Source organism: Sinorhizobium chiapasense (assembly GCF_045277575.1).
GTDB classification, from domain to species: Bacteria; Pseudomonadota; Alphaproteobacteria; order Rhizobiales; family Rhizobiaceae; genus Ensifer; species Ensifer chiapasense_A.
Genome location: NZ_CP144206.1, coordinates 904206 through 930643 on the forward strand (window position 1 = coordinate 904206; position 26438 = coordinate 930643).

The following is a 26438-nucleotide window of genomic DNA, read 5'->3' on the forward strand; positions in this document are numbered from 1 at the left end:
AGCGTTTGGCTCGCATAGGTTGCGAACTCTCTAAGAGGCCTGCAGCTGAAGGTTCTCCTTGAGCAGGATCTCGATACGGATCCTCTCCTGCGAGGCCAGGAGCTCACGATGGTCGGCGCGGGCGCGCATGATGCGCAGTGCGCTTCGAACCGCGTGGCCTGGGTCCTGGGCGATCAGCGCATCGATGCGTTCCTCCATCAGCGCCCGCTCGTTGAAGGGCGTGCGCTCGTGGGCGATAACCGTGAGCTGACGCGAGCCCTGCGCATTCCAGACCGCCGTCAACGGCGCCCGCGCCTCGGAACTCAGCACGTAGACGGCCAGGGTGTCCGGGTTGTGTTGCAGCGTCCGGTGAATGATCAGTTCCGCGCGCGTCTCGTCGGCATAGGTCTCGAGCGATGGCAGACACTGGAGCTGTGGAAACTGCGCGTTGATGATGCTGTCGAAGCCGAGGCGGCGCTGGATGCTGTCGAGTGCCATCATGGTTTCCGCCACGACCATGATCTTGCCGGACCGGTTGCCGATGAACCGGCCTGCGATCTTGCCGGCCGTGGCGCCGGCCGCGAAGTTGTCGATACCGACATAGTCAGCGCTTTCCAGTCGTTCCTGGCCCGACAGGAACTGCACCACCCTTACACCCCGTTCCACGAGCCGTACCAACGCATCGCGCACCTGTGGGGACTCCGGTGCCATCACCGCGACGCCATCGACGGTCTCGTGATCGATGAGGCTCAGATATTTGGCGACGTGGTGCGGATCTGCCATCGGGATCTGCACGGCCTCCACCTCGGTGGAATCGGCGCGCAGCGCGTCCCGGGCTTCGGTGACGCACCCGATCAGCTCGCTCAGATACTGGTCGCCCGAGAGGGGAAGGACGAAGCGAAACCGGTAGGTCTTGTTGCGCGCAAGCGCCACCGCCGCCGGGTTCCGGACGAAGCCGATGCGCTCGATGGCGTCGTTGACCTTGCGGAAAGCCTTCTTGCTGACATTCGGCCGGTCGTTCAGGACGCGGTCGACCGTGGCCAGGCTTACGCCGGCGGCTTCTGCCAGGTCCTTCGCGGTAGGGCGCATTCTATCGCTTCTCTTTGCTCTCGATCCTTCAGGGTGATTCCTCCAACAAAAGCAACCGAAAAGCAAGAATTGATGTGCGCACCTCAAAATTTGCTTGCATTGAGGTGCGCACCTCAATATCATTCTGTCTGTGGCCGTTCAGAGGAGTGCGTGGGGTCACGAAGTGATGCGAAGAAGTCGAGTCCACGCAGGGACGTCGCTTTGCGTCCAAAATTCGCCGCAGGCGTTTTCAGCTTCCGATGGAGGTCGGAAGGAGAGGGGAGGAGGCCCCAGCTATGGAACTTCGTCATTTCAAATCATTGGCCGCATCGGGTGCCCTGCTGGCGGCCGGCGTCGCAAATACCGGTCACGCAAGCGCAACGGAGCTGACACTTTGCTGGGCGGCCTGGGATCCGGCAAACGCTCTTGTTGAACTCAGTAAGGATTTCGAAGCCAAGAGCGGCATCAAGATGAAGTATGAGTTCGTGCCGTGGCCGAACTTCGCCGACCGCATGCTCAACGAGCTGAACTCCGGCGGCAAGCTGTGCGACCTGATGATCGGCGACAGCCAATGGATCGGCGGCGCCGCTGAAAACGGCCAGTACGTCAAGCTCAATGATTTCTTCGACAAGGAAGGAATCAAGATGAGCGATTTCATTCCGGCGACCGTCGTCGGTTATGCCGAGTGGCCGAAGAACTCGCCGAACTATTGGGCTCTACCGGCATTCGGCGACGTCGTCGGCTGGAGCTACCGCAAGGACTGGTTCGCCCGCCCGGAACTGCAGGCCGAATTCAAGAGCAAGTACGGTCGTGACCTCGCCGTGCCGAAGACCTTCGCCGAATTGAAGGACATCGCCGAATTCTTCCAGAAGCGGGAGATTGATGGAAAGACCGTCTACGGTGCCGCGATCTACACCGAGCGCGGATCCGAAGGCATCACCATGGGCGCGATGGACGTGCTCTACAGCTTCGGCTTCGAATATCAAAACCCGGACAAGCCGTACGAGCTCGAAGGATACGTGAACTCCGCCAAAGCGGTGAAGGGGCTGGAATTCTACAAGGCGCTTTACGACTGCTGCACGCCTCCCGGCCATTCCGACGCCTACATGTCCGAGGATATCGACGCCTACAAATCGGGCCAGGTCGCGCTGCACATGAACTTCGCCTTCACCTGGCCCGGTATCAATGCCGATGCCAATGTGGGCGGCGAAAAGTCGGGCTATTTCCCCAATCCGGCCGGACCTGATGGCGTCGCATTCGCACAGCTTGGCGGCCAGGGGATCTCGGTCGTCGCCGCGTCTGAGAAGCAGGACGATGCGCTCGCCTATATCAAATGGTTCGCCCAGCCCGATATCCAGCAGAAATGGTGGCAGATGGGCGGCTATTCGGCGCTGCGCAAAGTGGTCGAAGATCCTGGCTTTGCGACCAGCCAGCCCTATGCCCAGACCTTCCTCGATTCCATGGCAATCGTGAAGGACTTCTGGGCCGAGCCCTCCTATGCCTCGCTGCTCCAGGCCGCACAGAAGCGCTTCCACGACTATGTGGTCGCCGGCCAGGGCTCCGCTCAGGATGCGCTCGATGGTCTCGTCAAGGACTGGACGCAGATCTTCGACGACGAAGGCAAATACTGATCGCCATCAAGGCCGTGGCGGCGCACCTCCCAGCGCGCCATGGCGCGACATGGAGCCGGGGGTCTTCCCCGGCTCTGTCGCCGCCTAATCACATGAGGGACTACCCATGCTGAAATCAACAGTGGATCGGGTCGCCGGAGCGACGCCGCACGCCATTGCCAAACGGGTTCGAGGATTGTCGGATCGCGCGCTTGCCTGGTTGTTCGTCGCCCCCTCGATCGTCCTGCTTCTTGCGGTCAATATCTTTCCGCTGATCTGGACGGTCCGGCTGAGCTTTACGAACTTTCGCGTCAACCGACCCAATGCCGAGGTCCAGTTCGTCGGGCTCAAGAACTACCTGAGCATTCTGTCCGACAAGGACATCTGGTTGACGATGCAAGCCACGGCGCATTTCCTGATCTGGACGATCGTCCTTCAAGTGCTGATCGGCTTTTCCCTTGCCTACCTGATCAACAAGAAGTTCCGCGGCAACGATTTGTGGACGACGATCATCGTGCTGCCGATGATGCTGAGCCCGGCGGTGGTCGGCAATTTTTGGACTTTCCTCTACCAGCCGCAGATCGGTCTCTTCAACTACGCAGTCGGTTTCCTGACCGGGGCTGATCCGTCGAGTTTCTCGATGATCGGCGATGTGTCGCTGGCACCCTGGGCAATCATCATCGTCGACACCTGGATGTGGACGCCGTTCGTGATGCTGATCTGCCTTGCCGGCCTGCGCTCCATTCCAAGCAGCATCTACGAGGCGGCCGAATGCGATCGCGCCAGCAAATGGCGGCAGTTCTGGACGATCACCATCCCGCTGGTGCTGCCCTTCCTGATGCTCGCCGTGCTCTTTCGCGGCATCGAGAATTTCAAGATGTTCGACCTGGTTGTGCAGTTGACCGGCGGCGGACCGGGATCGATCACCGAACTCACCTCGATCAACCTGAAGCGCGAGGCTTTTGAGAAGTGGCGCACGGGCTACGCCTCTGCCTATGCCGTCATTCTCTTCGTCACCGTCTTCGGCCTAGCGTCGATCTACGTCAAAGCCCTGAACAAGGTGAAACAACGATGAGCAGCTATTCCGTAACCGAGCCATCGCAACGGCAAAAGTGGTTCGCCGGGATCCTGGTCGTTGGCTACGCGCTGATCACCATCCTTCCGCTTGTCTGGATCATCGCGACGAGCTTCAAGTCGCCGTCCGACGCGATCGCCTATCCGCCGAAGACCTTCTTCGAGCCGACGGTGGAAGGCTATGTCAACGTCTTCACGACGCGTACCCGGCTTTCCGAGGAGCAGTTGCAGGCAGTCGGCGAGCCGCAGACCTGGTATGACCGACTGGTTCGCAAGGATGGCCTCGTGATCTCCGGCCCGTCGCGTTTTGCCGAACGCTTCTCCAATTCGGTGATCATCGGCTTCGGTTCAACCGTGCTTTGCATCGTGCTCGGCACGGCCGCCGCCTATGCTTTCTCGCGCTTCAAGGTTCCGCTGAAGGACGATCTGCTGTTCTTCATTCTTTCGACGCGTATGATGCCGCCGATCGCCGTCGCCATCCCGATCTTTCTGATGTTCCGCTCGTTGGGCCTGAACGACACCCATACGGGCATGATCCTGCTCTATACGGCCGTCAACCTCTCGCTGTCGGTCTGGCTGCTCAAGGGCTTCATCGACGAAATTCCGGTCGAGTATGAGGAAGCGGCTCTCATCGATGGCTACACCCGGTTCCAGGCGTTCTACAAGGTGGTGCTGCCGCAGGCGGCGACGGGCATCGCCTCCACCGCCATCTTCTGCCTGATCTTTGCCTGGAACGAATACGCCTTCGCCGTGCTTCTGACCTCGGGCAACGCCCAGACGGCGCCACCCTTCATTCCAACCATCATCGGTGTCAGCGGCCAGGACTGGCCGGCGGTTGCTGCCGGCGCGACGCTGTTCCTCGTGCCGGTCATGGTCTTCACCATTCTCCTGCGCAAACACCTGCTGCGCGGCATCACCTTTGGAGCCGTGCGCAAATGACAAGATTTTTCAACGGATTGCTGCATTTGCGCCGCGGTGCCTGGGAAATGCTGGCATCGGCGCTGATCGCGGCGGGCGTCTTCATGCTGATGCAGCCCTTCGTTCTCGCGCTCTATTCCTGGTCCTTCGTCATAACCTTGCTGGGCACGGTGATGTTCATCATCGTCAGCCATTTTCCGGAGTAAGCCGATGGCGCAGATCAGAATCCAGAACGTTCGCAAGGAGTTCGGCGCCTTTACCGCGGTCCGCTCTTCGAGCTTCACTATCGAGGATGGCGAGTTCTTCATGCTGCTCGGTCCGTCCGGCTGCGGCAAGACGACGACATTGCGCATGATGGCAGGCCTCGAACTGCCGACGAGTGGTGAGATTTTCATCGATGGCGAAGAAGTCGGCATGAAGCCGGCGAGCAAGCGCGACATCGCTTTCGTCTTCCAGATGTTCGCGCTCTATCCGCATATGAATGTGCGCAAGAACATCTCCTATCCGCTGCTCAGCCAGGGTCTGCGCGGCGAGGAGGTGAAATCACGCGTCGCGGAAGTCGCCCGTATTCTCAAGATCGAGAACATTCTCGACAAGCCCGTCGGCGGCCTTTCGGGCGGAGACCGCCAACGCGTCGCGCTCGGCCGCGCGATCGTGCGCCGCCCCAAGGCGTTCCTGATGGACGAACCGCTCGGCGCACTCGATGCCGAGTTTCGTGAGCACATGGCCGAGGAGTTGCGGGCGCTGCACGACCGGATGGGCGCAACCACCGTCTATGTGACCCATGACCAGCTCGAAGCGATGCAGATGGGCGACAAGATCGTCGTGATGAATCATGGGGTCGTCGAACAGTTCGGCAAGCCGCAGCAGATCTACGACTGGCCCGCGACGAAATTCGTGGCTCAGTTTATTGGTTCACCGCCAATGAACTTCCTGGAGTTTGAGGGCATGATCGGCGTCGGCGGCGGCTTGATCGATCTCGGCGGCATAATGGTCAAGGTGCCGACGTCGCGGGAAGGTCGCGCCGGTAGGCTGACGCTCGGGGTCCGGCCGGAGCACGTGACGTTCGCAAGTGACGGCGCCTACCGGGGCCGCGTAAGCGCCGTCGAATATCTCGGGACCACCCAGATCGTGACGCTCGTCACCGGCCACGGCGAACTGAAGGCGCGCATCCCGTCGAGCCACCGCGTTCATGAGGGCGAACAGGTCGGCCTGGAATTCGACGCGCGGACGCTTTCGATTTTCGACGCGGAAACCGGCAAGGCGCTGTTATCCGAAGGTAATGAAGGAGTACTGGGACATGGCTGAAGTCGTCTTGGAAAACGTTTCGAAGACATTTGCCGGCACGGTCGCTCTCGATAATGTCTCATTGACGGTTCCGGATGGTTCTTTCGTTGTGCTGCTCGGGCCGACTGGCGCCGGAAAGACGACGACGCTCAGAATGATTTCCGGCCTCGACGCGCCCGATCGCGGCGAGGTCTATATCGATGGACGGCCGACGAGAGGGCGCGCGCCTGCCGAACGCAACGTTGCCATGGTCTTTCAGCAATACTCGCTGTATCCGCATCTTACCGTTCGTCAGAATCTTGAGTTTCCGCTGAAATCTCCTTTGTTGAAGACACCGAGGGAGGAGATCGACCGGAAGGTGAGGGAGGTTGCCGAGGTTCTCCAGATCGCGCACAAGCTCGACAACAAGGCGACGGCGCTGTCAGGTGGGGAGATGCAGCGCGTTTCCATCGGCCGCGCCCTTGTCCGAGACCCGCAGATTTTCCTCATGGACGAGCCGTTGAGCTCGCTCGATGCCAAGCTGAGGGCCGATCTTCGCATCGAACTCAAGCGTATTCAGGCAAGGTCCGGCGCAACCCTGCTCTACGTTACCCACGACCAGATCGAGGCGATGACGATGGCCACCCATGTCGGCGTGCTGAACGAGGGCAAGCTCGTTCAGTTCGGCTCGCCGCGCGAGGTGTATGAGCAGCCGGTCAGCGTCTACGCGGCGACGCGCCTGGGACAGCCACGGATCAATGTGCTTCCGGCCGATATTTTTGCCGGCGCTCCCTTAGGCGCTGCAAGCATCGGCCTCAGGCCGGAGCATATCCAACAGGGCGAGGGGGAGGACGCGCTGGTCAAGCGCGTCGAGCACCTCGGCGACCAGACGCGTCTGCACCTGACCTTCAGGAAACACGACCTCATTACCGTCACGGACGCCCATACGCCGCTCCGGGGTGGTGAAACGATCAAGATTCAACCTTCGAAGCCGCTCTACTTCGACGCGGCAGGCATGCGTTTGGCTTAAGGAGCTCGAAATGGCGCAATTCATCAACAAGCGGGAAGATGTCGTGACCGAAGCGATCGACGGCGTTCTGGCCCTGTCCGGCGGCGCGCTTACCCGTCTTGACGGCTATCCGCATATCCGGGTCGTGTTGCGCAGCGACTGGGATAGATCGAAGGTCGCGATCGTCTCAGGTGGCGGTTCCGGTCATGAACCCGCCCATGTCGGTTTCGTCGGCCGCGGTATGCTGACGGCCGCGGTCTGTGGCGATGTCTTCGCCTCTCCGAGCGTAGACGCCGTGCTCGCCGGCATTCTCGCGGTGACCGGTCCGGCCGGATGCCTGCTCGTGGTCAAGAACTACACCGGTGACCGGCTCAATTTCGGCCTCGCCGCCGAACGTGCCCGCGCCTTCGGGCTGAAGGTGAGCATGGTGATCGTTGGCGACGACATAGCGCTGCCCGACCTGCCGCAAGCGCGTGGCGTTGCCGGCACGCTGTTCGTGCACAAGATCGCCGGCGCACTCGCCGAACGCGGTGCGGATCTCGACACGGTAACCGCCGCCGCCAAGAAGGTCATTGCCGGCACGCACACCATCGGCATGTCGCTGGACACCTGCAGGGTCCCGGGTTCCCCAAAGGAAGAGCGGATACCTGAGGGCAAGGCGGAGCTCGGTCTCGGCATTCATGGTGAGGCCGGTGTCGAGCAGATCGACTTTGCAGGCGCCCGCTCGTCGGTGGCGACCATGGCGGAGCGGCTGGCGGCCGTCATGGGTGAAGGCGCGCACGTCGCGCTGATCAACAATCTGGGCGGCACCTCGGTGCTCGAAATGTCGGTGCTCGCTCACGACCTTGTCCATTTGCCCGTTGGCAGAAGGGTCACCCACACGATCGGTCCGGCACCGCTGATGACATCGCTCGATATGCAAGGTTTCTCGGTTTCGGTCTTTGCCGCCGACGAGGCCGAATTGGAGCTCTTGAAGGCGCCGGTGGCGATCGCCGCCTGGCCGGGCGTATCCGAGGTCCGGCCGATCGCCGTCAGAGCCTTGCCAGATGGCCTGACGCCGATCACGCCGATGGCATCCGACCATGGGGCGACGCGCGCGTTCCTCATCGATTGCTGCAAGGTGCTGATCGCCGCCGAGCAGGATCTCAATGCCCTCGACGCAAAGTCCGGCGATGGCGATACGGGCTCGACGCTGGCGGGAGCCGCCCGGGCATTGATCAACGCTATCGATCGGCTGCCACTGTCCGATCACACCCAGCTTTTGCGGGCGATCGGCCAGGAACTCAGCCAGACCATGGGCGGTTCCTCCGGCGTGCTGCTTGCGATTTTCTTCGCAGCCGCCGGGGACGGGGCATCGAGCGGGCTACCGATGCGCGAGGCGCTTCGGACCGGCCTTGCGCGCATGCAGGAGATCGGCGGCGCGAAGATCGGCGACCGAACGATGATCGATGCTCTGGCTCCAGCGCTCGACGCCCTAGAGGACAGCGTCGTTGCGGCGGCGGCTGCCGCGCGAACGGGGGCGAACTTCACTTCCACCCTGACACGCGCCAAAGCCGGACGCGCGGCCTATATCAATGCGAAGCAGCTTGAGGGTCATGTCGACCCCGGCGCCGAGGCTGTCGCCCGACTGTTCGAGCATCTGGCCGCGTAGTTGCAGCGATCACTAATTTGCCGCCGAGCGTGGGGTTCGGCGGCAAAGGGCGCTTACCGCCCCGTAGATGTCTGATCGAAAACCCGCCGCGTCGTCGGCGGGCGGCAGCAGATCAGGATATTTTCTCCTGCGTATTGCCAAAGTGTTTTTCATCATGGTAACGTTCCCATGAAGTGCAGGTGATACCTTGCGGGATATCGTCTGAACTTTGGGAGGAAGCTTTATGAACACAGCGACGGGCCGAAGGGCGACGATTATCGACGTTGCCAAACGCGCAGGCGTTTCGAAGAGCACCGTCGCGCGTGTTCTCGGCGGCTCTGCAAATATTTCCGAGGAAGCACGCGATCGCGTGTTGAAGGCGGTCGCCGCCACGGGCTACGAGCCCAATCAGCTTGCCGTCGGCATGCGCTCCGGCCGAAGCGGCCTGCTCGGCATCGTCATTCCTGATATCACCAACCCGTTCTGGGCCGAGGTTGCCCGCGGCGCACAGGATCGTGCGGCGAAGGATGACATTTCGCTTCTGATCTTCTCGTCCGATTGGGATGCGCACAAGGAGGCGACCCACCTGCGAGCCCTTCGCCGGGCCCGCGTTGATGGCGCGATCATCAATCCCGTTGCCGATAATTTCGACGATCTCGACCGTTTTGGCATGCCCTTTGTTTTCATCGGTTCCAGCGCCGAGCGCTTCCCCGATACGTTGAGCGTCGGTTCCGATATTGCGCAGGCGGTTCGGCTCGGCATGGACATTCTCGTCGAGCGCGGACACCCGGCGCCGGCGCTGATGCTCGGGCCGAGGTCGCGTCTCGCTCGCGCGCGGTTCCTGCGTGCCGTCCACGAGCACTGCATCGCCCGGGATGTGGATCCTGAGATCCTGCTCGTCGAAGAGTCCGACTATACGGTCGAGGGCGGCCGCAGCGCGATGGCCCGGTTGCTTACGAGGCAATGGAGAGGAAGTCGCGCCGTGTTCGTGGCGAACGACCTCATGGCGCTTGGGGCCATGATGGCCGTTCGTGAAGCGGGGTTGAGATGTCCCGAGGACATCTCGATCCTGGGCTTCGACGGCATCCCGGCAGGGGCTTTTTCCTGGCCGGGGCTCACGACCATCGAAAAACCCGGCCGGCAGATCGGCATTCGCGCGGTCGAATGTCTGCTTGACCAGATCGCCGGCCGCCACCAGCGCGAACGGATATATCTGCCGTGCCGGCTGGTGGAGCGCGGCTCGCTTGCCGATGTTTCTGGGGCGGCAACCGTGCGCATGGCGGCAGGGAGGTAAGGAATGGCGGTCAGCAACGAGCTTGCGGTGAACGCAACAATGTCAGAAAATGGGAACGTTCCCAGTGTTCGGCGCCAAAGCTTCTCGAAGGGCGTGCGGCAATGGTGGCCCTATTACATGATGATGGCGCCGGGCCTGAACTTCTTCGTGATCTTTCACTATTTTCCGATCTGGGAAGCCAAGATCGCCTTCGAGCAGCTGCGCATCATCCCGCCGAACATCTGGGTCGGCCTCAAGCATTTTCAGACGCTGTTCTCGTCGCCGATCTTCTGGCAGGTGCTGGCGAACACGCTGATCATCTCGACGATGAAGATCGTCTTCTTCTTCCCGGTCCCGATCATCGTCGCGCTCCTGCTCAACGAAATCCGGGGAGGGGCTTTCCGCAAATTCATCCAGTCGGCGATCTATCTGCCGCACTTCCTCTCCTGGGTCGTCATCGCCGGCGTCTTCATCGCGGTGCTCTCGCCGAGCGATGGCGCGGTCAATGACGTGCTCGGCTTCTTCGGCATGCAGCCGGTGTCCTTCATGACCGACAACGGCTCGATCCGCTGGGTGCTGGTTTTCTCGGAGATCTGGCGCTCCGCCGGCTGGGACAGCCTGCTTTATCTCGCCGCCATCATCGCCATCGACCAGGAACTCTATGATGCGGCCGAGATCGATGGCGCGAACCGCTGGCAGAAGATCCGCTACGTCACCATCCCTGGCATCGTGCCGACGATCGCGACGCTCTTCATCCTGAATGCCGGCATGTTCCTGAATGCCGACCTCAATCAGGTGATCAACTTCTCCAACGACGTCGTGCGCAGCAAGATCGATATCATCGACACCTATGTCTACCGCATTGGCCTGCAGACCGGCGAATATTCGCTGGCAACGGCCGCCGGCCTGTTCAAGGCTGTGCTCGGCATGCTGATGATCGTCGCCGCGCACCTTCTCTCCAAACGTCTTACCGGCAAGGGGGTATGGTGATGGCCGCCCACAACGTCCGCAGAACGCCGCTCGAGCGGCTCGAATATGCGATCATCGTCTCGACGCTGCTCTTCCTCGTCGTGCTGACGGTCCAGCCGCTCCTCAACCTGCTCGCCATATCGTTCTCCGATCCGGGCAAGGTCGCGGGCATGAGCGGCCTGACGGTTGTCCCCAACGGGTTCTCGACCGAGGTCTGGAACCTGCTGGTCAACAATTCCGCCGTTCAGCGTGGCCTTTTCAACTCGATCTTCATCACGCTCGTCAGCACCGCTCTTGGCGTAGTTCTCACGGCGCTGATGGCCTGGGCGCTTTCGCGTCCGGGTCTGCCCGGGCGACGCATCATCTTCGTCTTCGTGCTGGTCACCATCGTCTTCGAACCCGGCATCATCCCGGACTACTTCATCAACAAGCGTCTCGGCCTGCTCGACAGCTACTGGTCGCTGATCCTCTTCAAGGTCGTCAACGCCTGGTACCTGATCATTCTCGTGCGCTTCTTCGAGGAAGTGCCGAAGGAACTGATCGAAGCCTCCGAACTCGATGGGGCCAATCCTTTCCAGATCTTCTGGTACGTGGCGCTGCCGCTCGCCAAATCGGCGCTCGCAACCATCGCGCTCTTCTATTTCGTCTTCCATTGGAACGAGTTTTTCCGGGCGATGATCTACCTCAACGATCAGTCGAAATGGCCGCTGCAGGTCGTGCTGCGCCAGTTCGTGGTCGAGGGCGACAAGCTCGCCATGGTCGGGGTGGTCGATAGCAACAACTACACGGGCGCGAGCCAGATCAATATTCGCGCGCTGAAGGCCGGCATGATCCTGCTCACCATCGCGCCGATCCTCGCGATCTATCCACTGATCCTGAAGTTCTTCACCAAGGGCACCATGAGCGGTGCGCTGAAGGGCTGACGATGCAGAACCGAAACATGAATGCCAAAGCATATTGGGAGGAACAAACATGCTTGGAAAACTGATCCTTGGCGCAACGACCGCCGTGGCGCTGATGGCGAGCGTGGCGATGCCCGCTTTCGCCGACCCGGTGACGATCCGTGTCGTCTCGAAAGACCTGGTGACCAGCAATCCTGACGATGTGAAGCTGATGAAGGCCTACGAGGAGGCGCTGAAGGCCAAGGGAACCGACATCCACATTCAGATCGTCGACCTGCCGTCTTCGGGCTATGCCGACAAGCTCAGCGCCATGCTGCTGTCCGGCGACATTCCGGATCTCATCTATTTCCAGGGCGGCGACGCCAAGATGGCGGAACAGGGCGTGTTGGAAGACTGGAACAACTGGCTGCCGAAGACGACCTATCTCAAGGAAGCGCTCTTCCCGCACAATGTCGAGCGGCTGAAGAACTATCCCTATCTGCTCTATGTCTACCCGCCGCGCATGCCGCAGCCGGTCATCCGCACAGACTGGCTCGAGAAATCGGGCGTTGCGGCGCCCAAGACGACCGACGACTACGTCGCCCTCTTCAAGGCGATCAAGGATGGCGACCTCGACGGCAACGGCAAGGCTGACAGCTACGGCGTCACCACCGCCGATAATACGCAGGAGCTCGACGCGATCTTCAACCAGGCCTTCGGCGTAACCGGCACCTGGATGAAGAACGATGCCGGCGAATGGATCCATGCGCGCGTTTCGGCAGCGGAAAAGGCGAAGATTGCCTTCTATGCCTCGCTTCGGGAGCAGGGACTCTATGATCCGGAGTTCATCACCACCAAGTGGGACGTGAAGGAAGACAAGTTCTATTCCGGCCGCGCCGGCGTGATCTTCGGCTCGTCCGCAGAGGTCATCGACATCTACGGCGGCAAGATGCGCCAGGCTCACCCTGATGTGACACTGAGCCTGCTTTCGCCGCCCAAGGGGCCGGCCGGCCAGGGCCTGATGGCTCTCGACGTCTCCAAGGAGGCCCGCGGCCTCGCGATCGCGACAACTTCGGAACACAAGGAAGAGGTGGTCAAGCTGCTTGATTTCATCGCCAGCCCCGAGGGCCAGGCGATCGAACGGCTCGGCTTCGAGGGCGAGCAGTACACCAAGGACGGCGAGACCATCAAGCCGACCGACAAGCTCGCCACCTGGTATGCCCGCTTCCTCGTCGCCGCAAACTGGCAGCCGCCGGTGCAATGGCTGAGCGAGGCCGCACAGCAATCGCTGAAGACGATCTCAGCCGACTTCAAGCCGGACAACGCCTTCGTCTGGCCTGCCGAATACGCCACCGACATCGATGCTACGGAAAACGTCTACCGGGCCTGGGTGTACAAGTTCGTTTCCGCCGAAGCCAAGATGGACCAGTGGGACCAATTCGTTTCCGAATGGAACGCTGCCGGCGGCGAGAAAATGACCGAATATGCAAGGACGGTTTTCAATGACAAATGATGCAGCTGGGCTCTCCTTCAAGGGACGGGTTCGGGCGCTTCTCTTTGGCGTCGCCTACGGCGACGCCATCGGGGCGCCGGTGGAAAAACTCTCCGCCGCGGAAATTCGCGAGCGTTATGGCCGGGTGACGTCACTCGATACCGAATGGCACCGCATGAAGCAGAGCGAAGCAGCCCGCAACGGCCGCGTGCGCGGTGGCGGTATCGTCACCGACGATACGCTGATGACACTCTGCGTCATGTCGATCTACAACGACGTCAAGCGTCACCTCGATGCCTGGGACATGGCCTCCGGCATGGTGCGCGAGATCGCGTGGACGCCGCGTTGGGTGCCGGAATTGCAGCGCGAAACGATGCTGATCGAGCGCCTGTTCTATCCGGAAAAGTGGATCTTCCAGCGCCACCAGCTTTCCGGCTGCGACCCGCGCCAGGGCGGCGTCGGTAACATGGTGAATTGCGGCGCAGCCATGTACATCGCGCCGATCGGCGTCGCCAATGCCTGCGATCCGAAGGCAGCCTATGACGAGGCGATCGCCTTTGCCTCCGGCCACCAGCAGAGTTTCGGCCTCGAGGCTGCTGGCGTGCTTGCCGCAGCCGTTGCCGCCGCCTTCGTTCCGGGGACCACGCTAGACACCGTCATCGACGAAGCGCTTGCCGTCGCCAAGGACGGTACGCGCGATGCGATCGCCGATATCGTGGGCGCCGCGCGCTCGTTGAGGGGCGAGGACCATCAGACGGTCGTCGCCGAGTTTCACCACATCATCGCCCGCTATTCGCCGATGGGCGACAACGTCCAGCACACGCCGCAGAAGGCGGGCCTTGCCACGGACGCCTACCAGCCGTCGCGCCTTCACGCGATCGAGGAGTTGCCGCTGGCGCTCGGCTTCGCCGTCGTCAATGACGGGGATTTCTACAAGACGATCGTCGACGGCATCAATTCAGGCCGCGACACGGATTCGATCGGCGTTATGGCCGGCGCGATTCTCGGCGCCATGCATGGCGAAAGCATCATCGACCGGGCGATGGCCTCCCAGCTCGACCGCGTCAACAAGCTCGATCTCTTCGGCTCTGCCGATGCCTTCACCGAAACGATGACAAAAATCCAGGCGGCGGACCGCCGGCGAGAAACGGCGCGAGCGCAGGCGCGCGCGGGGCTCTTTGCCGCCCCCCAACTCACCCAGGTTTCCAGTCTCTAGAATTCGAAAGTATCCGATGCTCAGCACCACAGAAATCTTCGAGCGTATCTATTCCGGCTTCATCGGCAAGGCGATCGGCGTCCGTCTTGGCGCGCCCGTCGAACCGACGATCTGGAGCTACGAACGCATCCGGGACACCTATGGCGAGGTGACGGAATATCTGCGCGATTTCAAGAATTTCGCGGCGGATGACGACACCAACGGTCCGGTCTATTTCATCCGGGCGCTGCGCGATTACGGTCTTGGTGCGACCGCCGAGGAGGTGGGCAAGACCTGGCTGAACTACGCGGCCGAGGAACACGGCATGTATTGGTGGGGCGGCTTCGGCAATTCGACCGAGCATACTGCCTATCAGAACCTTCGCGCCGGGATCCCGGCGCCGCAGTCCGGCTCGATCGCACAGAACGGCACCACCGTTGCCGAGCAGATCGGCGGCCAGATCTTCATCGACAGCTGGGGCTGGGTGCATCCGGCCGATCCGAAGACAGCGGCTGAAGCGTCGGCGCGCGCTGCGAGCGTGGCGCATGACGGAGAGGGGCTCAACGGAGCGCGTTTCTGCGCCGCGGCGATCGCGCAGGCCTTTGTCGCCAAGGGTATCGAGGAAGTCATCGAGGCGGGCCTGGCAACCATCCCGGCCGACTCGCTCTACGCCAAGGTTTCTCGCGCGGTGCTGCGTTTCCACGATGGAAACCGGAACGACTGGCGCGCCTGCCGCGACATGCTGACCGCGGAATGGGGTTACGACCGCTATCCGGGCGTCTGCCACATCATTCCAAATGCCGGCGTGCTCGTCATGGCGCTGATCTATGGCCAGGGCGACCTGCCACGTACGGTCGAAATCGCGACGATGGCTGGCTGGGACACGGACTGCAATGCCGGTAATGCCGGTGCGATCGTTGGCACCTTGCAGCAGGTGCAGCCGGGCTGGGATAAATACCGCAAGCCGATCAACGATTTCGTCGTTGCTTCGGGCGTTACCGGAACGATCAACATCGTCGACATTCCCTCCTTCGCCCGTGAGCTGACCGTGCTGGCGCTCCGGCTGCAAGGACGGGAAGCGCCGGCGCTCTGGGTCGAGGACTTCGAGCGCCGCGGTGTGCGCTTCGATTTCGACGCTCCCGGCGCGACCCACGGCTTCCGCACCGAGCCATTCAACCAGATCGCCGTCAAGGCGTCGGCGGAGCGTCATACTGAGAATGCCAAGGGATCGCTGGAAATTCTCCTCGACCGGCTGGAGCGTGGGCAGGGCGGCCGCATCTTCTGGAAGCCCTTCTACCGCCGCTCCGACTTCGATGACGAGCGCTACCGCCCGATGTTCACGCCGCTTGCCGATGACGGCCAGACGGTGAAATTCAAACTCTGGCTCGACCCGTGGAACGGCGACGGCAACCTGCGCGTGGCGTCCTATGTTCGCCGTGCCATGAGCGGTACGATTCAGGAAACGAGTGCCTGGCACGTACCCTCGGCGAGCGGCTGGCAAGATTACGAATTCACCATCCCCGATGGCCATGGCGAGGCGGTCGACGAGATCGGCATCCTGGTCGAATATTTCGGTCGCCTGAAGTTCCTCGGCCGACTGTTCCTTGCGGACTTCTCCGTTTCGGGCAAGGGCCGCGCCGTGATCGACCCGGCAAAGGAAGCGCATGAATGGGGCGGGATCACCCGGTTTACCTGGAACCGCGGCCACTGGAGCCTGCAGCAGGACCGCATCCATGCCCATACGGCCACCGACGCGGATGCCTGGACCGGTAACGCGTATCTGCGCGACGTCAGCGTCACTGCGGAGCTTCGACCGCTCTCCGGTGCTTCACACCTGGTGGTGGCGCGCGCCCAGGGGACCAGCCGTTTCTATGCCGCGGGCTTCGAGAATGGCGAAGCCGTGATCCTTCTGGAAAACCACGGCACCACGATCCTTGCCCGCAAGCCCTTCCGTGTCGAATACGGCCGAAGCTACGCGGTCGCCCTTACGGTCGAAGGCGGCAAACTGACGCTTTCTGTCGATGGCGAACAGGTGCTTCAGGCGGACGATACGTCGCTTGGCTACGGCATGGCAGGCCTGCGCATGGCGTCCGCCGGACGCATGTCGATCGGCCGGCTCGAGGTCGTCGAGCGTTAAACGCGCGACGCGGAAGGAAAGGGAGGAAACATGTCCGAGATAGAGCTCAGAAGCGTCGGCAAGAGCTATGGCAGCGTCGCCGTGCTCAACGATATCTCGCTGGAGATGGGTGACGGCGAATTCGTCGTGCTCGTCGGTCCTTCGGGCTGCGGCAAGTCCACATTGTTGCGCATGATCGCGGGGCTGGAGGATATTTCAGCGGGCGAAATCACCATCGGCGGCAAGGTCGTCAACGACATGCCGGCGAAGGAGCGCGACATCGCCATGGTCTTCCAGTCCTACGCGCTCTATCCGCACATGAAGGTCGCGGAGAACATGAGCTTCGCGCTGAAGCTCGCCGGCGCGCCGAAGACAGAGATCCACAAGCGCGTCGCGGAGGCAGCCGAAATCCTTGGCCTGGAAAAGTTGCTCGACCGCCTACCGCGGGAACTCTCCGGCGGCCAGCGCCAGCGTGTCGCCATGGGGCGGGCGATCGTACGCGACCCGCGCGCCTTCCTCTTCGACGAGCCGCTCTCGAACCTCGATGCCAAGCTACGCGTGAAGATGCGCAGCGAGATCAAGAAGCTGCACCAGCGGCTGCGCCGGACGATGGTCTATGTCACCCACGATCAGACCGAAGCCATGACCATGGCCGACAAGATCGTGGTGATGAACGGCGGGAAGATCGAGCAGGCGGGCGCGCCGCTCGAACTCTACAACGATCCCGCCAATCTCTTCGTTGCCGGCTTCATCGGTTCACCGGAGATCAATCTCATTGAGGCGATCGCAGACGGCGAGATGGCATTGACCCGCGGTGGCGTTTCACTGCCTCTCCGTGAGAAGGTGCAGCCCGGCACGCGTATCGTCTGCGGTATCCGCCCGCAACACATCACGCTCGGAACGACGGGCGTGCCGGGCCGCATCAGCCTGGTCGAGCCGACCGGGGAGGACCAGGAAATCGTTGTCGATATGGGCGGGCAGGATATCTCGGTGGTCGTCCATGGCGGCAAGCTGCTTTCGGCGGGCCAGGGTGTGACGCTCACGATCGATGCCGACAAGGTGCTGCTCTTCGACAAGGAAACCGGGGAGCGCATTCGATGAGCGGATTTGCCAAGCGCCAGTTCGATCCCGCTGCCAAGGGGCCGCTTGCCGGCACCCGGGTCCTGGATCTGTCACGTCTCGTCGCCGGCAACATGCTGTCGCTGCAGCTTGCCGATGCTGGTGCAGACGTCATCAAGATCGAGCCGCCGGCCGGCGATCCACTTCGGGACTGGAAGGACGACGGCCACTCGCTCTACTGGAAGACCTATAGCCGCAACAAGCGCTCCGTCGTATTAAACCTCAGGCAGGAGGCGGCCATGGCGGCGCTCTGGGCGCTGATCGACACGGCCGACATCTTCATCGAGAATTTTCGGCCGGGAACGCTGGAGCGCATGGGGCTTTCGCCGGAATCGCTGCATGCCCGCAACCCCAACCTGATCGTTGTGCGCATCTCCGGTTTCGGTCAGACTGGCCCGTACGCGCAATTTCCCGGTTTCGGCACGATCGTCGAAGGCATGAGCGGCTTTGCCTACCGAACCGGCTTTCCGGACCGCGAACCGGTGCTGCCACCGCTGGCGCTCGCCGATATGATCGCAGGTGTCTACGGCAGTTCGGCCACCGTGACGGCGCTGCTTGCGCGCGATCGCGGTTACGCGAAAGGACAGGTGATCGACCTGTCGCTGCTCGAGCCGATGTTTTCCGTGCTCGGACCGGAAGCCGCGATCTACCAGACGACCGGCAAGATCAAGGAGCGCGTAGGCAGCGCTTCGAACACGGCCGCGCCGCGCAACGTCTACAGATGTCGTGACGGCAAATACGTGGCGCTTTCCGGTTCCACGCCGCAGGTCGCAAGGCGAATTTTCGAGATTATCGGCCGCGCCGACATGAACGAGGATCCACGCTTTGCCAGCAATTCAGAGCGCGTCAAGAATCGTGACCTGGTCGACGAAGCGGTCGGCGGCTGGTTCGCCCGGCACGACCACGACGAAGCGCTGAAGATCATGCGCGACGCCGGCGCGACGGTCGGACCGATCTATAACATCGCCGATGCCATCGCCGACCCGCATTTCGCCGAACGCGAAATCATCGTCGACGTGGAGGACGCGGAGTTCGGCAGCCTGCCGATGCACAACATCGTGCCGCGGCTTTCCAAAACGCCGGGTGTCTGGCGCAGACCCGCGCCAGCGCTTGGAGAGCATACGGCCGAAGTCCTGAGCGAGGCCGGGATGGATACAGATGCCATCAATCTCATTTTGGAAGGCGAGGCGCCATGAGGTTGCGGTCTCTTCTCTACGTCCCCGCCTCGTCCGAGCGCTTCATCGCCAAGGCGCATGAGCGTGGCGCCGATGCGATCATCCTCGATCTCGAGGATTCCGTTGCCCACGGTGAAAAGCAGGCGGCGCGCGCCGGGCTTGTGCAGGCAGTCCCGATGGCGGGACGAAGTGGCGCAAAGGTCTTCGTGCGCGTCAATGCCGAGCCGGAAATGCAGCAGGCGGATGCCGAGGCTGCTTGCCGTGCCGGGGCCTTCGGCCTCTTCATCGCAAAGGCAAAGTCGACGGAGCAGTTGCATAGCCTTGGCGAACGCCTGGCAGTGACCGAGCGAGAACTCGGGCGTGAACCGCTCTGCTTCGTCGCGCTGTTGGAAGACGCCGGCGCTGTGCTGGACGCAAGGCCGATTGCGGCCTGTCAGCGCGTGTTGGGTCTCGTAGCCGGCGGGGAAGATATTGCCACCAGCATGGGAGCCGAACCGGTTCCCGAGGTGTTACGTCTGCCCAAATTGCTGGTGCATCTCGCGGCCAAGGCGGAGGGCAAACTGTCGTTCGGAACTCTGACAACCGTTGCAGACTATCAGCAGCGCGACGCCCTCGAGGCCGCTGCCCGAGAAGCAAGCCGCCATGGCTTCGATGGCGCGACCTGTGTCCATCCCTCGGTAGTGCCGATCATGAATGCTGCATTCTCGCCCAGCGAAGAAAAAATCGCTTGGGCGCGCTCCGTGCTGGACGCTGCGGCAGGTGCCGCGGCTGAAGGCAGAGGCGCCTTTCTGGTCGGCGACAGGATGGTGGATGCGCCGATCATCGAGCGTGCCCGCCACATCTTACAGAAGATCGATTAGTCGAAATCTCTGAGGCGCGCCCTCGACTATCGCCTCAAAATTCCGCCGATGCTGGGCTCCTGGCGGGCCAGGGAATGGGGCATCAAGGTGGATGCCACGAGAAAAAGGGCCGCCGGCTGGGTGCACGCTACGCGGAAAGCGGCAAGGCACCTGGCCGGCAATATTCACGAAGTCACATGGCGTCCTTGCCCTTCATGGCATTCTCCATGTGGGTCTTGCATTTCGCCGTATCTTTCGCCGCCATCGCTTCCTTGGCCATGGCCAGTTCCTTGGTCGCCGCCTCCTTCTTGGTTGCGTCAGTGATGGAGTTCACGTCCGTTTCTAGTTTTGTCATGCCGGCCTCATCGCACGTCATATCGGCCTGGGCCATCGCGCCGCCGGTGAAAGAGACGGCCATGATGGCCGCAATCAGAAGTCTATTGAACATTGCATCAGTCTCCTGGTTTCAGTGGCATTTCGCGCCCCAAACCCGCAGACGAAAACTACGTTCCCCTCCGCGCGACAATTGCCGCCGGTGCTTTTGGATTTCAGGGACCCTCACGGAACCAAACCAGCCTCCTAGCGTTATGCGCTCGCAAGGGGAGGCACAAAATGAAACACACGGATGTTCGAACAGTCGATAACTCCCAGGCCAAACATATCTGGGATGTAGCGGATTATTGCCGGCGTACCGGTATCCACAAGGCCGAGGAGCGGCGTTTGATCAAGGTGCTTGGCAGATACGCGACCAGCCACGAACTTCAGATGAATATCGTGCGCGCCCATACGCGCATCCGCTGAACACCCGACACCGAGGTATGACGGTCCACCGGAGCGGCCCGTTCGCGCGGCGGGCGGCGCATTTTGACTTCAGTCGCCCTTTTCGCGCTTCTTGGCGTCAAACAGGTTTAGTCGACGAACTCGACGATCACGCCAGGTTCAACCATCGCCGCCAGTTCCTCCGCATCCCAATTGGTCAAACGAACGCAGCCGTGTGATCCGGCCTTGTCGATCAGTGATGGTTCCGGCGTACCGTGGATTCCGTAGGTCGGCTTCGAAAGGTCTATCCAGACGCTGCCGACCGGATTGTTTGGACCAGCAGGCAAGGTCAACATCTTCCTGTTGTCGCTCTGCTGGAAGTTGATCTTGGGATTGTAGATATAGGGCGGCATTCGCGCGACCCCTTTGACTTTATGGGTTCCCAAAGGGGACGGCGTCTCCTGGCTGCCGATCGTGGCCGGGTAGGCGGCGATCAGCGTTCCGTCGGCGCCGAAGGCCATGAGTTGGCCGGTGCGTCGGTGCGCTTCGAGGCGTTTGACCATCCCCTGCCTTGGCGCGCCAGGGATCACAACGTTAACGGTCTCGCCGACGGAAAACGTCGAAATCGCATTGAGCGCCTTGAGAAGATCGATATCCATGTGGAAGCGCTCGGCCAGCCTCTCAGCGACGCTAGTGTATCCGAGCTGATCCATTTTTGCCTGTTCGGAAAAGTCTTTGGGTATCTTGGCGACCAGCCCTTTGGCGTCGTCCTCGGAGACGACATAGGGCTGCACCACCAGCGTCTGCCTTGAAAGCCGTTCGAGGAGGTCGGGGTCCAATCTGCCCTCTGCGGGAAGATCCTGCATGGTCTGGAAGGCGGCGACCGCTTTGGCGACGTTCTCGCCGCCGTAGCCGTCGATCACCCCGGGTGATGCGCCCGCCCGGTCGAGAAGAACTTGAAGGCGAACGATAGCCGGGTCCGGCCTGTGCGAGATGGCGGCTATCCGCTCCAATAAACGGGGCGTGATCGACGCGCTGTTGATCACATCTGGCTGAAGCGTCTGGGCCGTGGCCAAACCGGCGGGCAAAAGCAACAATAGCGCAGTGGACAGGGTCACGGTCTTCATGACCGCGAAATCGCCCGCGCGCTTGATTTGTTCCCACCTTGCATCGGGATGTTGAGATGGCCGCACGAAAATACCTGCAGAGAGCCGAGGCGGCTTAGATCGCCGTGACAGCCACCTCACGCACCGGCTGGTAGACAGGGCGCGGACCGCTTCGCGCTCGCCTGGAATGATCCTGCAGGCTACACGGATTTATCTACTAACAGAACTAGTTGAGCACCCGCATGGGAGAGCCGCGTCGGGGAAAGGACGTCGCCTCCGAACGCGAGCGCTCCAGCAACATGGCGTTTTCAAACAAGGTACCTTCGTCGCGAATGCCGCCGCGAAGCTGATCTGTCAGGTACCGAACCAGACGCCCTGCGCGCTGACTGTTCGGGGGGATGTTCTGCCACAGGCAGACCCGGTCGAATGTCCGCTGGAGCATTTCAAGCTCGGCTGCATTCCATTGGCCATTGAGATCATTGACTGCCCGCTGCATTGAAACCTCCCTGGCGGCCACGATTGCGGCCCTTCCTCCAGTTGACGCTCTCAGTTTCGCGCGGGGTGTCGCTGAATTGGCTTCGACCCGCGGACCTCTTTGGTTGAGACAGGCTCTAGCCGCCCGTTCTCCCATGCAGTCATTCGCGGCCGTCAGCTCTGGGTCGACGACCGGCCGGTCAATCTATACCTCTTCATGGAATTAGGCCAGTGACGATGGGTTGCCGTGTTCGGTAGAGCCTGGCGGTCCGTATCAGTCGTCATCGATTTCGCGGCGGGCGCGGTTTGCTCGATCCCGTAAAGCTCAAATTCGGCCTTCGCTGGCGATCTGGTCGAGATCGCCGGCGATGAACCTGTTCCACTGCGTCTCGACGTCGCCGACTGTTTCCTATGCCTCGACCAGGATCACGATTGATTCCGGCACCACGCCATCAAAGGCCATGGCATCGGCAGCGGCTTGGCTTTGCATTGCTTTTGACAGCGCGTCCAGATCGGGGACATCCATGAGAATTGCCACTTGGGTCTGGTCCCGGGGATCGACGAAGGTACGAATGCTCGTCACCCCCAGCGCGCCGAAAACCTCTTTACGCTTCGGCGATTTCAGCCAATGTTCCGCACTTTTCGTGATCTTGTGGTGGGCGATGATGGTCGGCATTGCATCCTCCCTGTCGTGGCACGGGCGTTGGTTTCGTCGCAACTTTCCCCGTGCATCCGCGTTGCCTTACGGAAGGCCTCGTCGGCCAGACTGTCAATTAGCCCGTCGGAAGTAGAATGCCGTCACCAGGAGGATGAGGTTCATGCCGAAATTCGTGACGATTGGATATGGAGACCGTGCAGGCTACGACCGCACGGCGGCAGCGGTCCGCGAGGCGGCGCACGCGCATGATGCGGAACTTCGCGCAAGAGGGGCATTGATGGGGATCGCCGGAGCGCCCGTCCAGGTGCGCAATGCCAATGCTGCGCATCTCGAGAAGCGAGACGGTCCGTTCATGTCGTCGTCGCTTCCTGTGGCCGGCTTTGCGGTGATCGAGGCCGCTGACCTGGCCGAAGCGGTCGAAATGGTATCGCTAACGCCCTGTGCCGTTGCACATGGCGTGGTCGAGGTCTGGCCATTGGAGACCCCTTGAGCCCGACGGCCAAGTGTCGTTCTTCAGGAAGCCTGGGCAACCAATGTTGGCTCCTGCATCTCGATAGGGCTGCTCTCGCTTTTCGCCTCCGCGGCTACAGCCTGTTGCTCTCCGTCCCTGAAGAGTTTCCATTTGGTCGGGCGGAAGGCGATGCGGCTGTGGTCGCCGGCGGCGGCGCGTTCGGGGGAGAGTTCGATCTCGACATGCGGGTGGTTGCGGCCGAGGTCGAGTTCGAGGTGGCGGGTGCCGGCGACGCGGCGGCTGGCGGTGACGAGGCCGGCGAGACAGCCGCCGCAGCCGTCGATCAGCTCGATGTCGTGCGGGCGGAAATGCAGGTTGGCCGGGCCGTCCGGCTCGGCCGGGGCGCGCAAGCCGATCGGCCGGTCCTCGAACCAGATCTCGCCGTTCGATAGCGTCACCGCGAGGCAGTTCGACTGGCCGATGAAGCCATAGACGAAGGGCGAGACCGGATGGTCGTAGATCTCGTCCGGGGTGCCGACCTGCTCGATCGCCCCCTTGCGCATCACCACCACCCGGTCGGCCAGTTCCAGCGCCTCCTCCTGGTCGTGGGTGACGAAGATCGTCGTGTGGCCGGTGCGGTCATGGATCTCCCTCAGCCACTTGCGCAGTTCCTTGCGGACCTGGGCGTCGAGCGCGCCGAACGGCTCGTCGAGCAACAGCACGTTCGGTTCGACCGCCATGGCGCGGGCGAGCGCGACGCGCTGGCGCTGGCCGCCGGAGAGCTGCGCCGGATAGCGCTTGTCGAGGCCGGAGAGCTGCACCAGGTCAAGGAGGTCGAGCGCCCGCTGGCGGATCTCGGCCGCCGGCGGCCTCCGGTTGGCGGGCCGCACCTTGAGGCCGAAGGCGACGTTGTCGAGCACCGTCATGTGGCGGAACAGGGCATAGTGCTGGAAGACGAAGCCGATGTTGCGCTGCTGCACCGTCTTTTGCGAGGCATCCTCGTCGCCGAAGAAGATCGTGCCGCCGGTCGGGCTTTCGAGCCCGGCGACGAGGCGCAACAGCGTCGTCTTGCCGGAGCCGGAGGGGCCTAAGAGCGCGATCAGCTCCCCGGAGCGGATGTCGAGCGAGACGTCGTCGAGCGCCGGGAAGCGGCCGAATTCCTTGCGGATGTTGTGAACGCGCACGTCCATGGCGATACCTTTCGAATGCGGGCTTTCCCGGTCAGTGCCTGCGGCTGGCGGCGATCTCGGCGCTGTAGCGGATCTCCAGCGCCGTCTTCAAAATCAGGGTGATCAGCGCCAGCAGCGCCAGCAACGCCGCCACCGCGAAGGCGGCGACGAAGTTGTATTCATTATAGAGGATTTCCACCTGCAACGGCATGGTGTTGGTCTCGCCGCGGATGTGGCCGGAGACGACCGAGACGGCGCCGAACTCGCCCATGGCGCGGGCGTTGCAGAGCAGCACGCCGTAGAGCAGCCCCCATTTGATGTTCGGCAGCGTCACGTGCCAGAAGGTCTGCCAGCCCGACGCGCCCAGGGACAGGGCCGCCTCCTCGTCGCTACTGCCCTGTTCCTGCATCAGCGGGATCAGTTCGCGGGCGACGAAGGGGAAGGTGACGAAGACGGTGGCGAGCACCAGGCCGGGCACGGCAAACAGGATCTGGATGCCGTGGCTCTGCAGCCACGGGCCGATCAGGCTGTGCGAGCCGAACAACAGCACGAAGACGAGGCCGGAGATCACCGGCGAGACCGAAAACGGCAGGTCGATCAGCGTCGTCAGGAAGGCCTTGCCCTTGAACTCGAACTTGGCGATCGCCCAGGCGGCGGCGACGCCGAAGACGAGGTTGAGCGGCACGGCGATGGCGGCGACGGTCAGCGTCAGGCGGATCGCCGCGAAGGTCTCGGCGTCGCCGAGCGCCATGACGAACTCGGCCGGTCCCTTGCGCAGCGCCTCGGTGAAGACGGCGGCGAGCGGCAACAGCAAAAACAGCGCGACGAAGGCAAGGGCGGTGATCGTCAGCGTCAGCCGGGCAAAGCGGCTTTCCGAGGTGGCGGCGGCAAGCGCCGGCAGCGCCGGCTGCGGGCCGGGGCTTGCCACAGCGCTGGCGGTCAGGTCATGCGACATAGACATATCTCCGCCGGCTCCAGGCCTGGATCGAGTTGATGAACAGCAGCATCGCAAACGAGATCGCCAGCATCACCGCGGCAATCGCCGTGGCGGCGGCGTAGTTGAACTCCTCGAGCCGGATGACGATCAACAGCGGCGCGATCTCGGAGACATAGGGCAGGTTGCCGGCGATGAAGATCACCGAGCCGTATTCGCCGACGCCGCGGGCAAAGGCCAGCGCAAAGCCGGTGAGGCCGGCCGGCATCAGCCCCGGTAAAAGCACCCGGCTGATCGTCTGGAAGCGGCTGGCGCCAAGCGTGGCGGCGGCCTCCTCGACCTCCTTGTCGATCTCCTCCATGATCGGCTGCACGGTGCGCACGACAAAGGGCAGGCCGACGAAGATCAGCGCGACGACGATGCCGGCGGGGGTGAAGGCGACCTTGAGGCCGAGCGGCTCGATGACCTGGCCGATCCAGCCATTGGGCGCATAGAGCGTCGTCAGGGCAATGCCGGCGACCGCGGTCGGCAGTGCGAACGGCAGGTCGACCATGGCGTCGATCACCCGCTTGCCGGGGAACCGATAGCGCACCAGCACCCAGGCGAGGATGACGCCGAAGATCAGGTTGATCACCGCGGCGAGGAATGCCGTGCCGAAGGAGATCTTCAGCGCATTGAGGGTGCGCGGATCGAGCGTCAGCGCCACGAACTCCGACCAGCCGAGCCCGCTGGCGCGAAACACCAGGCCCGACAGCGGGATCAACACGATCAGCACCAGCCAGCTCAGCGTGATCCCGAGCGACAGCCCAAACCCAGGCAAGACACTCGGCTGGCGAAACTGCCAGCGGCTCCCATTGCGTCGCTCCGTCAACTTCCGGTCACCTTTTCAGCCCTGCAACCGCAAAGGGTTGCGCCATCCCCTATCCAAACCGATCATCACATCGCCGGTTGGCCGGCTTGTCAGAGCGCCGGTGTATTTCGGCGCCAAACTAACAATTTCACGGGCTCCAACAACGCAAATTTTTGACGCTGGGACGGGTCACAAGGAAACTGATTTCGCTTTTGAGCCGCGTCGAAGGAAACACTCTACTGCGGATATTGTTCCATGCCCGATTGTCGATCGCGGGGGGCGTGATCTTCAGGTCAGAAAATAAATACTATAGAAAATATAGATATTAGGCGTTCCTTGCTTCTCCGCCGTCTGTCGCTTGCGCATAGTCGATCCAGAACTGGATCTGTTTGCAACGGATCGTTGCAGGTCCTGGATCACCTTC

26 protein-coding genes are annotated in these 26438 nt (G+C 62.1%); 18 read left to right on the plus strand and 8 right to left on the minus strand.

Going from position 1 to position 26438, the window contains the following annotated elements; all coding sequences use genetic code 11:
• Positions 1-30 precede the first annotated feature (30 nt).
• A complete protein-coding gene (locus QM996_RS22990; RefSeq protein ID WP_334198349.1) occupies positions 31-1068 on the minus strand; it encodes a LacI family DNA-binding transcriptional regulator in 1038 nt (345 codons plus the stop codon).
• Between the two features lie 275 nt (positions 1069-1343).
• Between QM996_RS22990 and QM996_RS22995 the strand changes: the two genes are divergently transcribed.
• The 16 genes from QM996_RS22995 (at position 1344) to QM996_RS23070 (ending at position 19634) form a co-directional block, all read left to right on the plus strand.
• Entirely contained in the window at positions 1344-2678 is a 1335-nt protein-coding gene (locus QM996_RS22995; protein WP_334198350.1) for an ABC transporter substrate-binding protein, read from the plus strand.
• A gap of 106 nt (positions 2679-2784) precedes the next feature.
• Positions 2785-3732, plus strand: a complete 948-nt coding sequence (locus QM996_RS23000; RefSeq protein WP_334198351.1) for a carbohydrate ABC transporter permease — start codon at positions 2785-2787, stop codon at positions 3730-3732.
• Positions 3729-4670, plus strand: a complete 942-nt coding sequence (locus tag QM996_RS23005) for a carbohydrate ABC transporter permease (protein ID WP_334198352.1) — start codon at positions 3729-3731, stop codon at positions 4668-4670. The genes QM996_RS23000 and QM996_RS23005 overlap by 4 nt, the downstream gene beginning before the upstream one ends.
• On the plus strand, positions 4667-4855 hold the full coding sequence (locus QM996_RS23010) for a hypothetical protein (RefSeq protein WP_334198353.1): 189 nt from the start codon (positions 4667-4669) through the stop codon (positions 4853-4855). The genes QM996_RS23005 and QM996_RS23010 overlap by 4 nt, the downstream gene beginning before the upstream one ends.
• Before the next feature lie 4 nt (positions 4856-4859).
• Positions 4860-5957 carry an ABC transporter ATP-binding protein gene (locus tag QM996_RS23015; protein ID WP_334198354.1) on the plus strand — a complete coding sequence of 366 codons (1098 nt, stop codon included), beginning with the start codon at positions 4860-4862 and terminating at the stop codon, positions 5955-5957.
• A complete protein-coding gene (locus QM996_RS23020) occupies positions 5950-6945 on the plus strand; it encodes an ABC transporter ATP-binding protein (protein ID WP_334198355.1) in 996 nt (331 codons plus the stop codon). Before QM996_RS23015 ends, QM996_RS23020 begins: the two co-directional genes overlap by 8 nt.
• 10 nt (positions 6946-6955) lie before the next feature.
• A complete protein-coding gene (locus QM996_RS23025; RefSeq protein ID WP_334198356.1) occupies positions 6956-8575 on the plus strand; it encodes a dihydroxyacetone kinase subunit DhaK in 1620 nt (539 codons plus the stop codon).
• Positions 8576-8798: 223 nt separating this feature from the next.
• Positions 8799-9848 carry a LacI family DNA-binding transcriptional regulator gene (locus QM996_RS23030; RefSeq protein ID WP_334198357.1) on the plus strand — a complete coding sequence of 350 codons (1050 nt, stop codon included), beginning with the start codon at positions 8799-8801 and terminating at the stop codon, positions 9846-9848.
• A gap of 39 nt (positions 9849-9887) precedes the next feature.
• Positions 9888-10817, plus strand: coding sequence for an ABC transporter permease (locus tag QM996_RS23035; RefSeq protein ID WP_334198771.1), 930 nt, complete (start codon positions 9888-9890; stop codon positions 10815-10817).
• Positions 10817-11719, plus strand: a complete 903-nt coding sequence (locus QM996_RS23040; protein ID WP_334198358.1) for a carbohydrate ABC transporter permease — start codon at positions 10817-10819, stop codon at positions 11717-11719. Before QM996_RS23035 ends, QM996_RS23040 begins: the two co-directional genes overlap by 1 nt.
• A gap of 49 nt (positions 11720-11768) precedes the next feature.
• Positions 11769-13190: an extracellular solute-binding protein gene (locus QM996_RS23045; protein ID WP_334198359.1), complete on the plus strand. Its 1422-nt coding sequence runs from the start codon at positions 11769-11771 to the stop codon at positions 13188-13190.
• A complete protein-coding gene (locus QM996_RS23050) occupies positions 13180-14385 on the plus strand; it encodes an ADP-ribosylglycohydrolase family protein (protein ID WP_334198360.1) in 1206 nt (401 codons plus the stop codon). Before QM996_RS23045 ends, QM996_RS23050 begins: the two co-directional genes overlap by 11 nt.
• 16 nt (positions 14386-14401) lie before the next feature.
• Positions 14402-16501 carry an ADP-ribosylglycohydrolase family protein gene (locus tag QM996_RS23055; protein ID WP_334198361.1) on the plus strand — a complete coding sequence of 700 codons (2100 nt, stop codon included), beginning with the start codon at positions 14402-14404 and terminating at the stop codon, positions 16499-16501.
• Positions 16502-16531: 30 nt separating this feature from the next.
• Positions 16532-17581: an ABC transporter ATP-binding protein gene (locus QM996_RS23060; RefSeq protein WP_334198362.1), complete on the plus strand. Its 1050-nt coding sequence runs from the start codon at positions 16532-16534 to the stop codon at positions 17579-17581.
• Positions 17578-18795, plus strand: coding sequence for a CaiB/BaiF CoA transferase family protein (locus QM996_RS23065; RefSeq protein WP_334198363.1), 1218 nt, complete (start codon positions 17578-17580; stop codon positions 18793-18795). The genes QM996_RS23060 and QM996_RS23065 overlap by 4 nt, the downstream gene beginning before the upstream one ends.
• Positions 18792-19634: an HpcH/HpaI aldolase/citrate lyase family protein gene (locus QM996_RS23070; protein WP_334198364.1), complete on the plus strand. Its 843-nt coding sequence runs from the start codon at positions 18792-18794 to the stop codon at positions 19632-19634. Before QM996_RS23065 ends, QM996_RS23070 begins: the two co-directional genes overlap by 4 nt.
• Positions 19635-19806: 172 nt before the next feature.
• Here the strand turns inward: QM996_RS23070 and QM996_RS23075 are convergent, their stop codons facing one another.
• The gene (locus tag QM996_RS23075; RefSeq protein WP_334198365.1) at positions 19807-20061 is read right to left on the minus strand and encodes a hypothetical protein; all 255 of its coding nucleotides are present in this window, start codon (positions 20059-20061) and stop codon (positions 19807-19809) included.
• Between the two features lie 164 nt (positions 20062-20225).
• Here QM996_RS23075 and QM996_RS23080 point away from each other — a divergent pair, with 164 nt between their 5' ends.
• Positions 20226-20414, plus strand: coding sequence for a hypothetical protein (locus QM996_RS23080; protein WP_334198366.1), 189 nt, complete (start codon positions 20226-20228; stop codon positions 20412-20414).
• 107 nt (positions 20415-20521) lie between these two features.
• Here QM996_RS23080 and QM996_RS23085 read toward each other — a convergent pair whose 3' ends face one another.
• From QM996_RS23085 to QM996_RS23095, 3 genes are all read right to left on the minus strand, one after another.
• Positions 20522-21499 (minus strand): L,D-transpeptidase family protein, encoded by a 978-nt coding sequence (locus tag QM996_RS23085; protein ID WP_334198367.1) that lies wholly within the window; start codon positions 21497-21499, stop codon positions 20522-20524.
• 205 nt (positions 21500-21704) lie between these two features.
• A complete protein-coding gene (locus QM996_RS23090; RefSeq protein WP_334198368.1) occupies positions 21705-21974 on the minus strand; it encodes a hypothetical protein in 270 nt (89 codons plus the stop codon).
• Between the two features lie 387 nt (positions 21975-22361).
• On the minus strand, positions 22362-22628 hold the full coding sequence (locus QM996_RS23095; RefSeq protein ID WP_334198369.1) for a YciI family protein: 267 nt from the start codon (positions 22626-22628) through the stop codon (positions 22362-22364).
• 142 nt (positions 22629-22770) lie between these two features.
• On the opposite strand from QM996_RS23095, the gene QM996_RS23100 reads away from it, so the two are divergent.
• Positions 22771-23100, plus strand: coding sequence for a YciI family protein (locus QM996_RS23100; protein ID WP_334198370.1), 330 nt, complete (start codon positions 22771-22773; stop codon positions 23098-23100).
• A gap of 23 nt (positions 23101-23123) precedes the next feature.
• Here QM996_RS23100 and QM996_RS23105 read toward each other — a convergent pair whose 3' ends face one another.
• The 3 genes from QM996_RS23105 to cysT are packed head-to-tail and all read right to left on the minus strand — an operon-like array spanning position 23124 to position 26035.
• Positions 23124-24251, minus strand: a complete 1128-nt coding sequence (locus tag QM996_RS23105) for a sulfate/molybdate ABC transporter ATP-binding protein (protein ID WP_334198371.1) — start codon at positions 24249-24251, stop codon at positions 23124-23126.
• Between the two features lie 31 nt (positions 24252-24282).
• Positions 24283-25185: a sulfate ABC transporter permease subunit CysW gene (gene cysW, locus QM996_RS23110; RefSeq protein WP_334197993.1), complete on the minus strand. Its 903-nt coding sequence runs from the start codon at positions 25183-25185 to the stop codon at positions 24283-24285.
• The gene (gene cysT / locus QM996_RS23115) at positions 25175-26035 is read right to left on the minus strand and encodes a sulfate ABC transporter permease subunit CysT (RefSeq protein WP_334198372.1); all 861 of its coding nucleotides are present in this window, start codon (positions 26033-26035) and stop codon (positions 25175-25177) included. Before cysT ends, cysW begins: the two co-directional genes overlap by 11 nt.
• Positions 26036-26438: the final 403 nt, after the last annotated feature.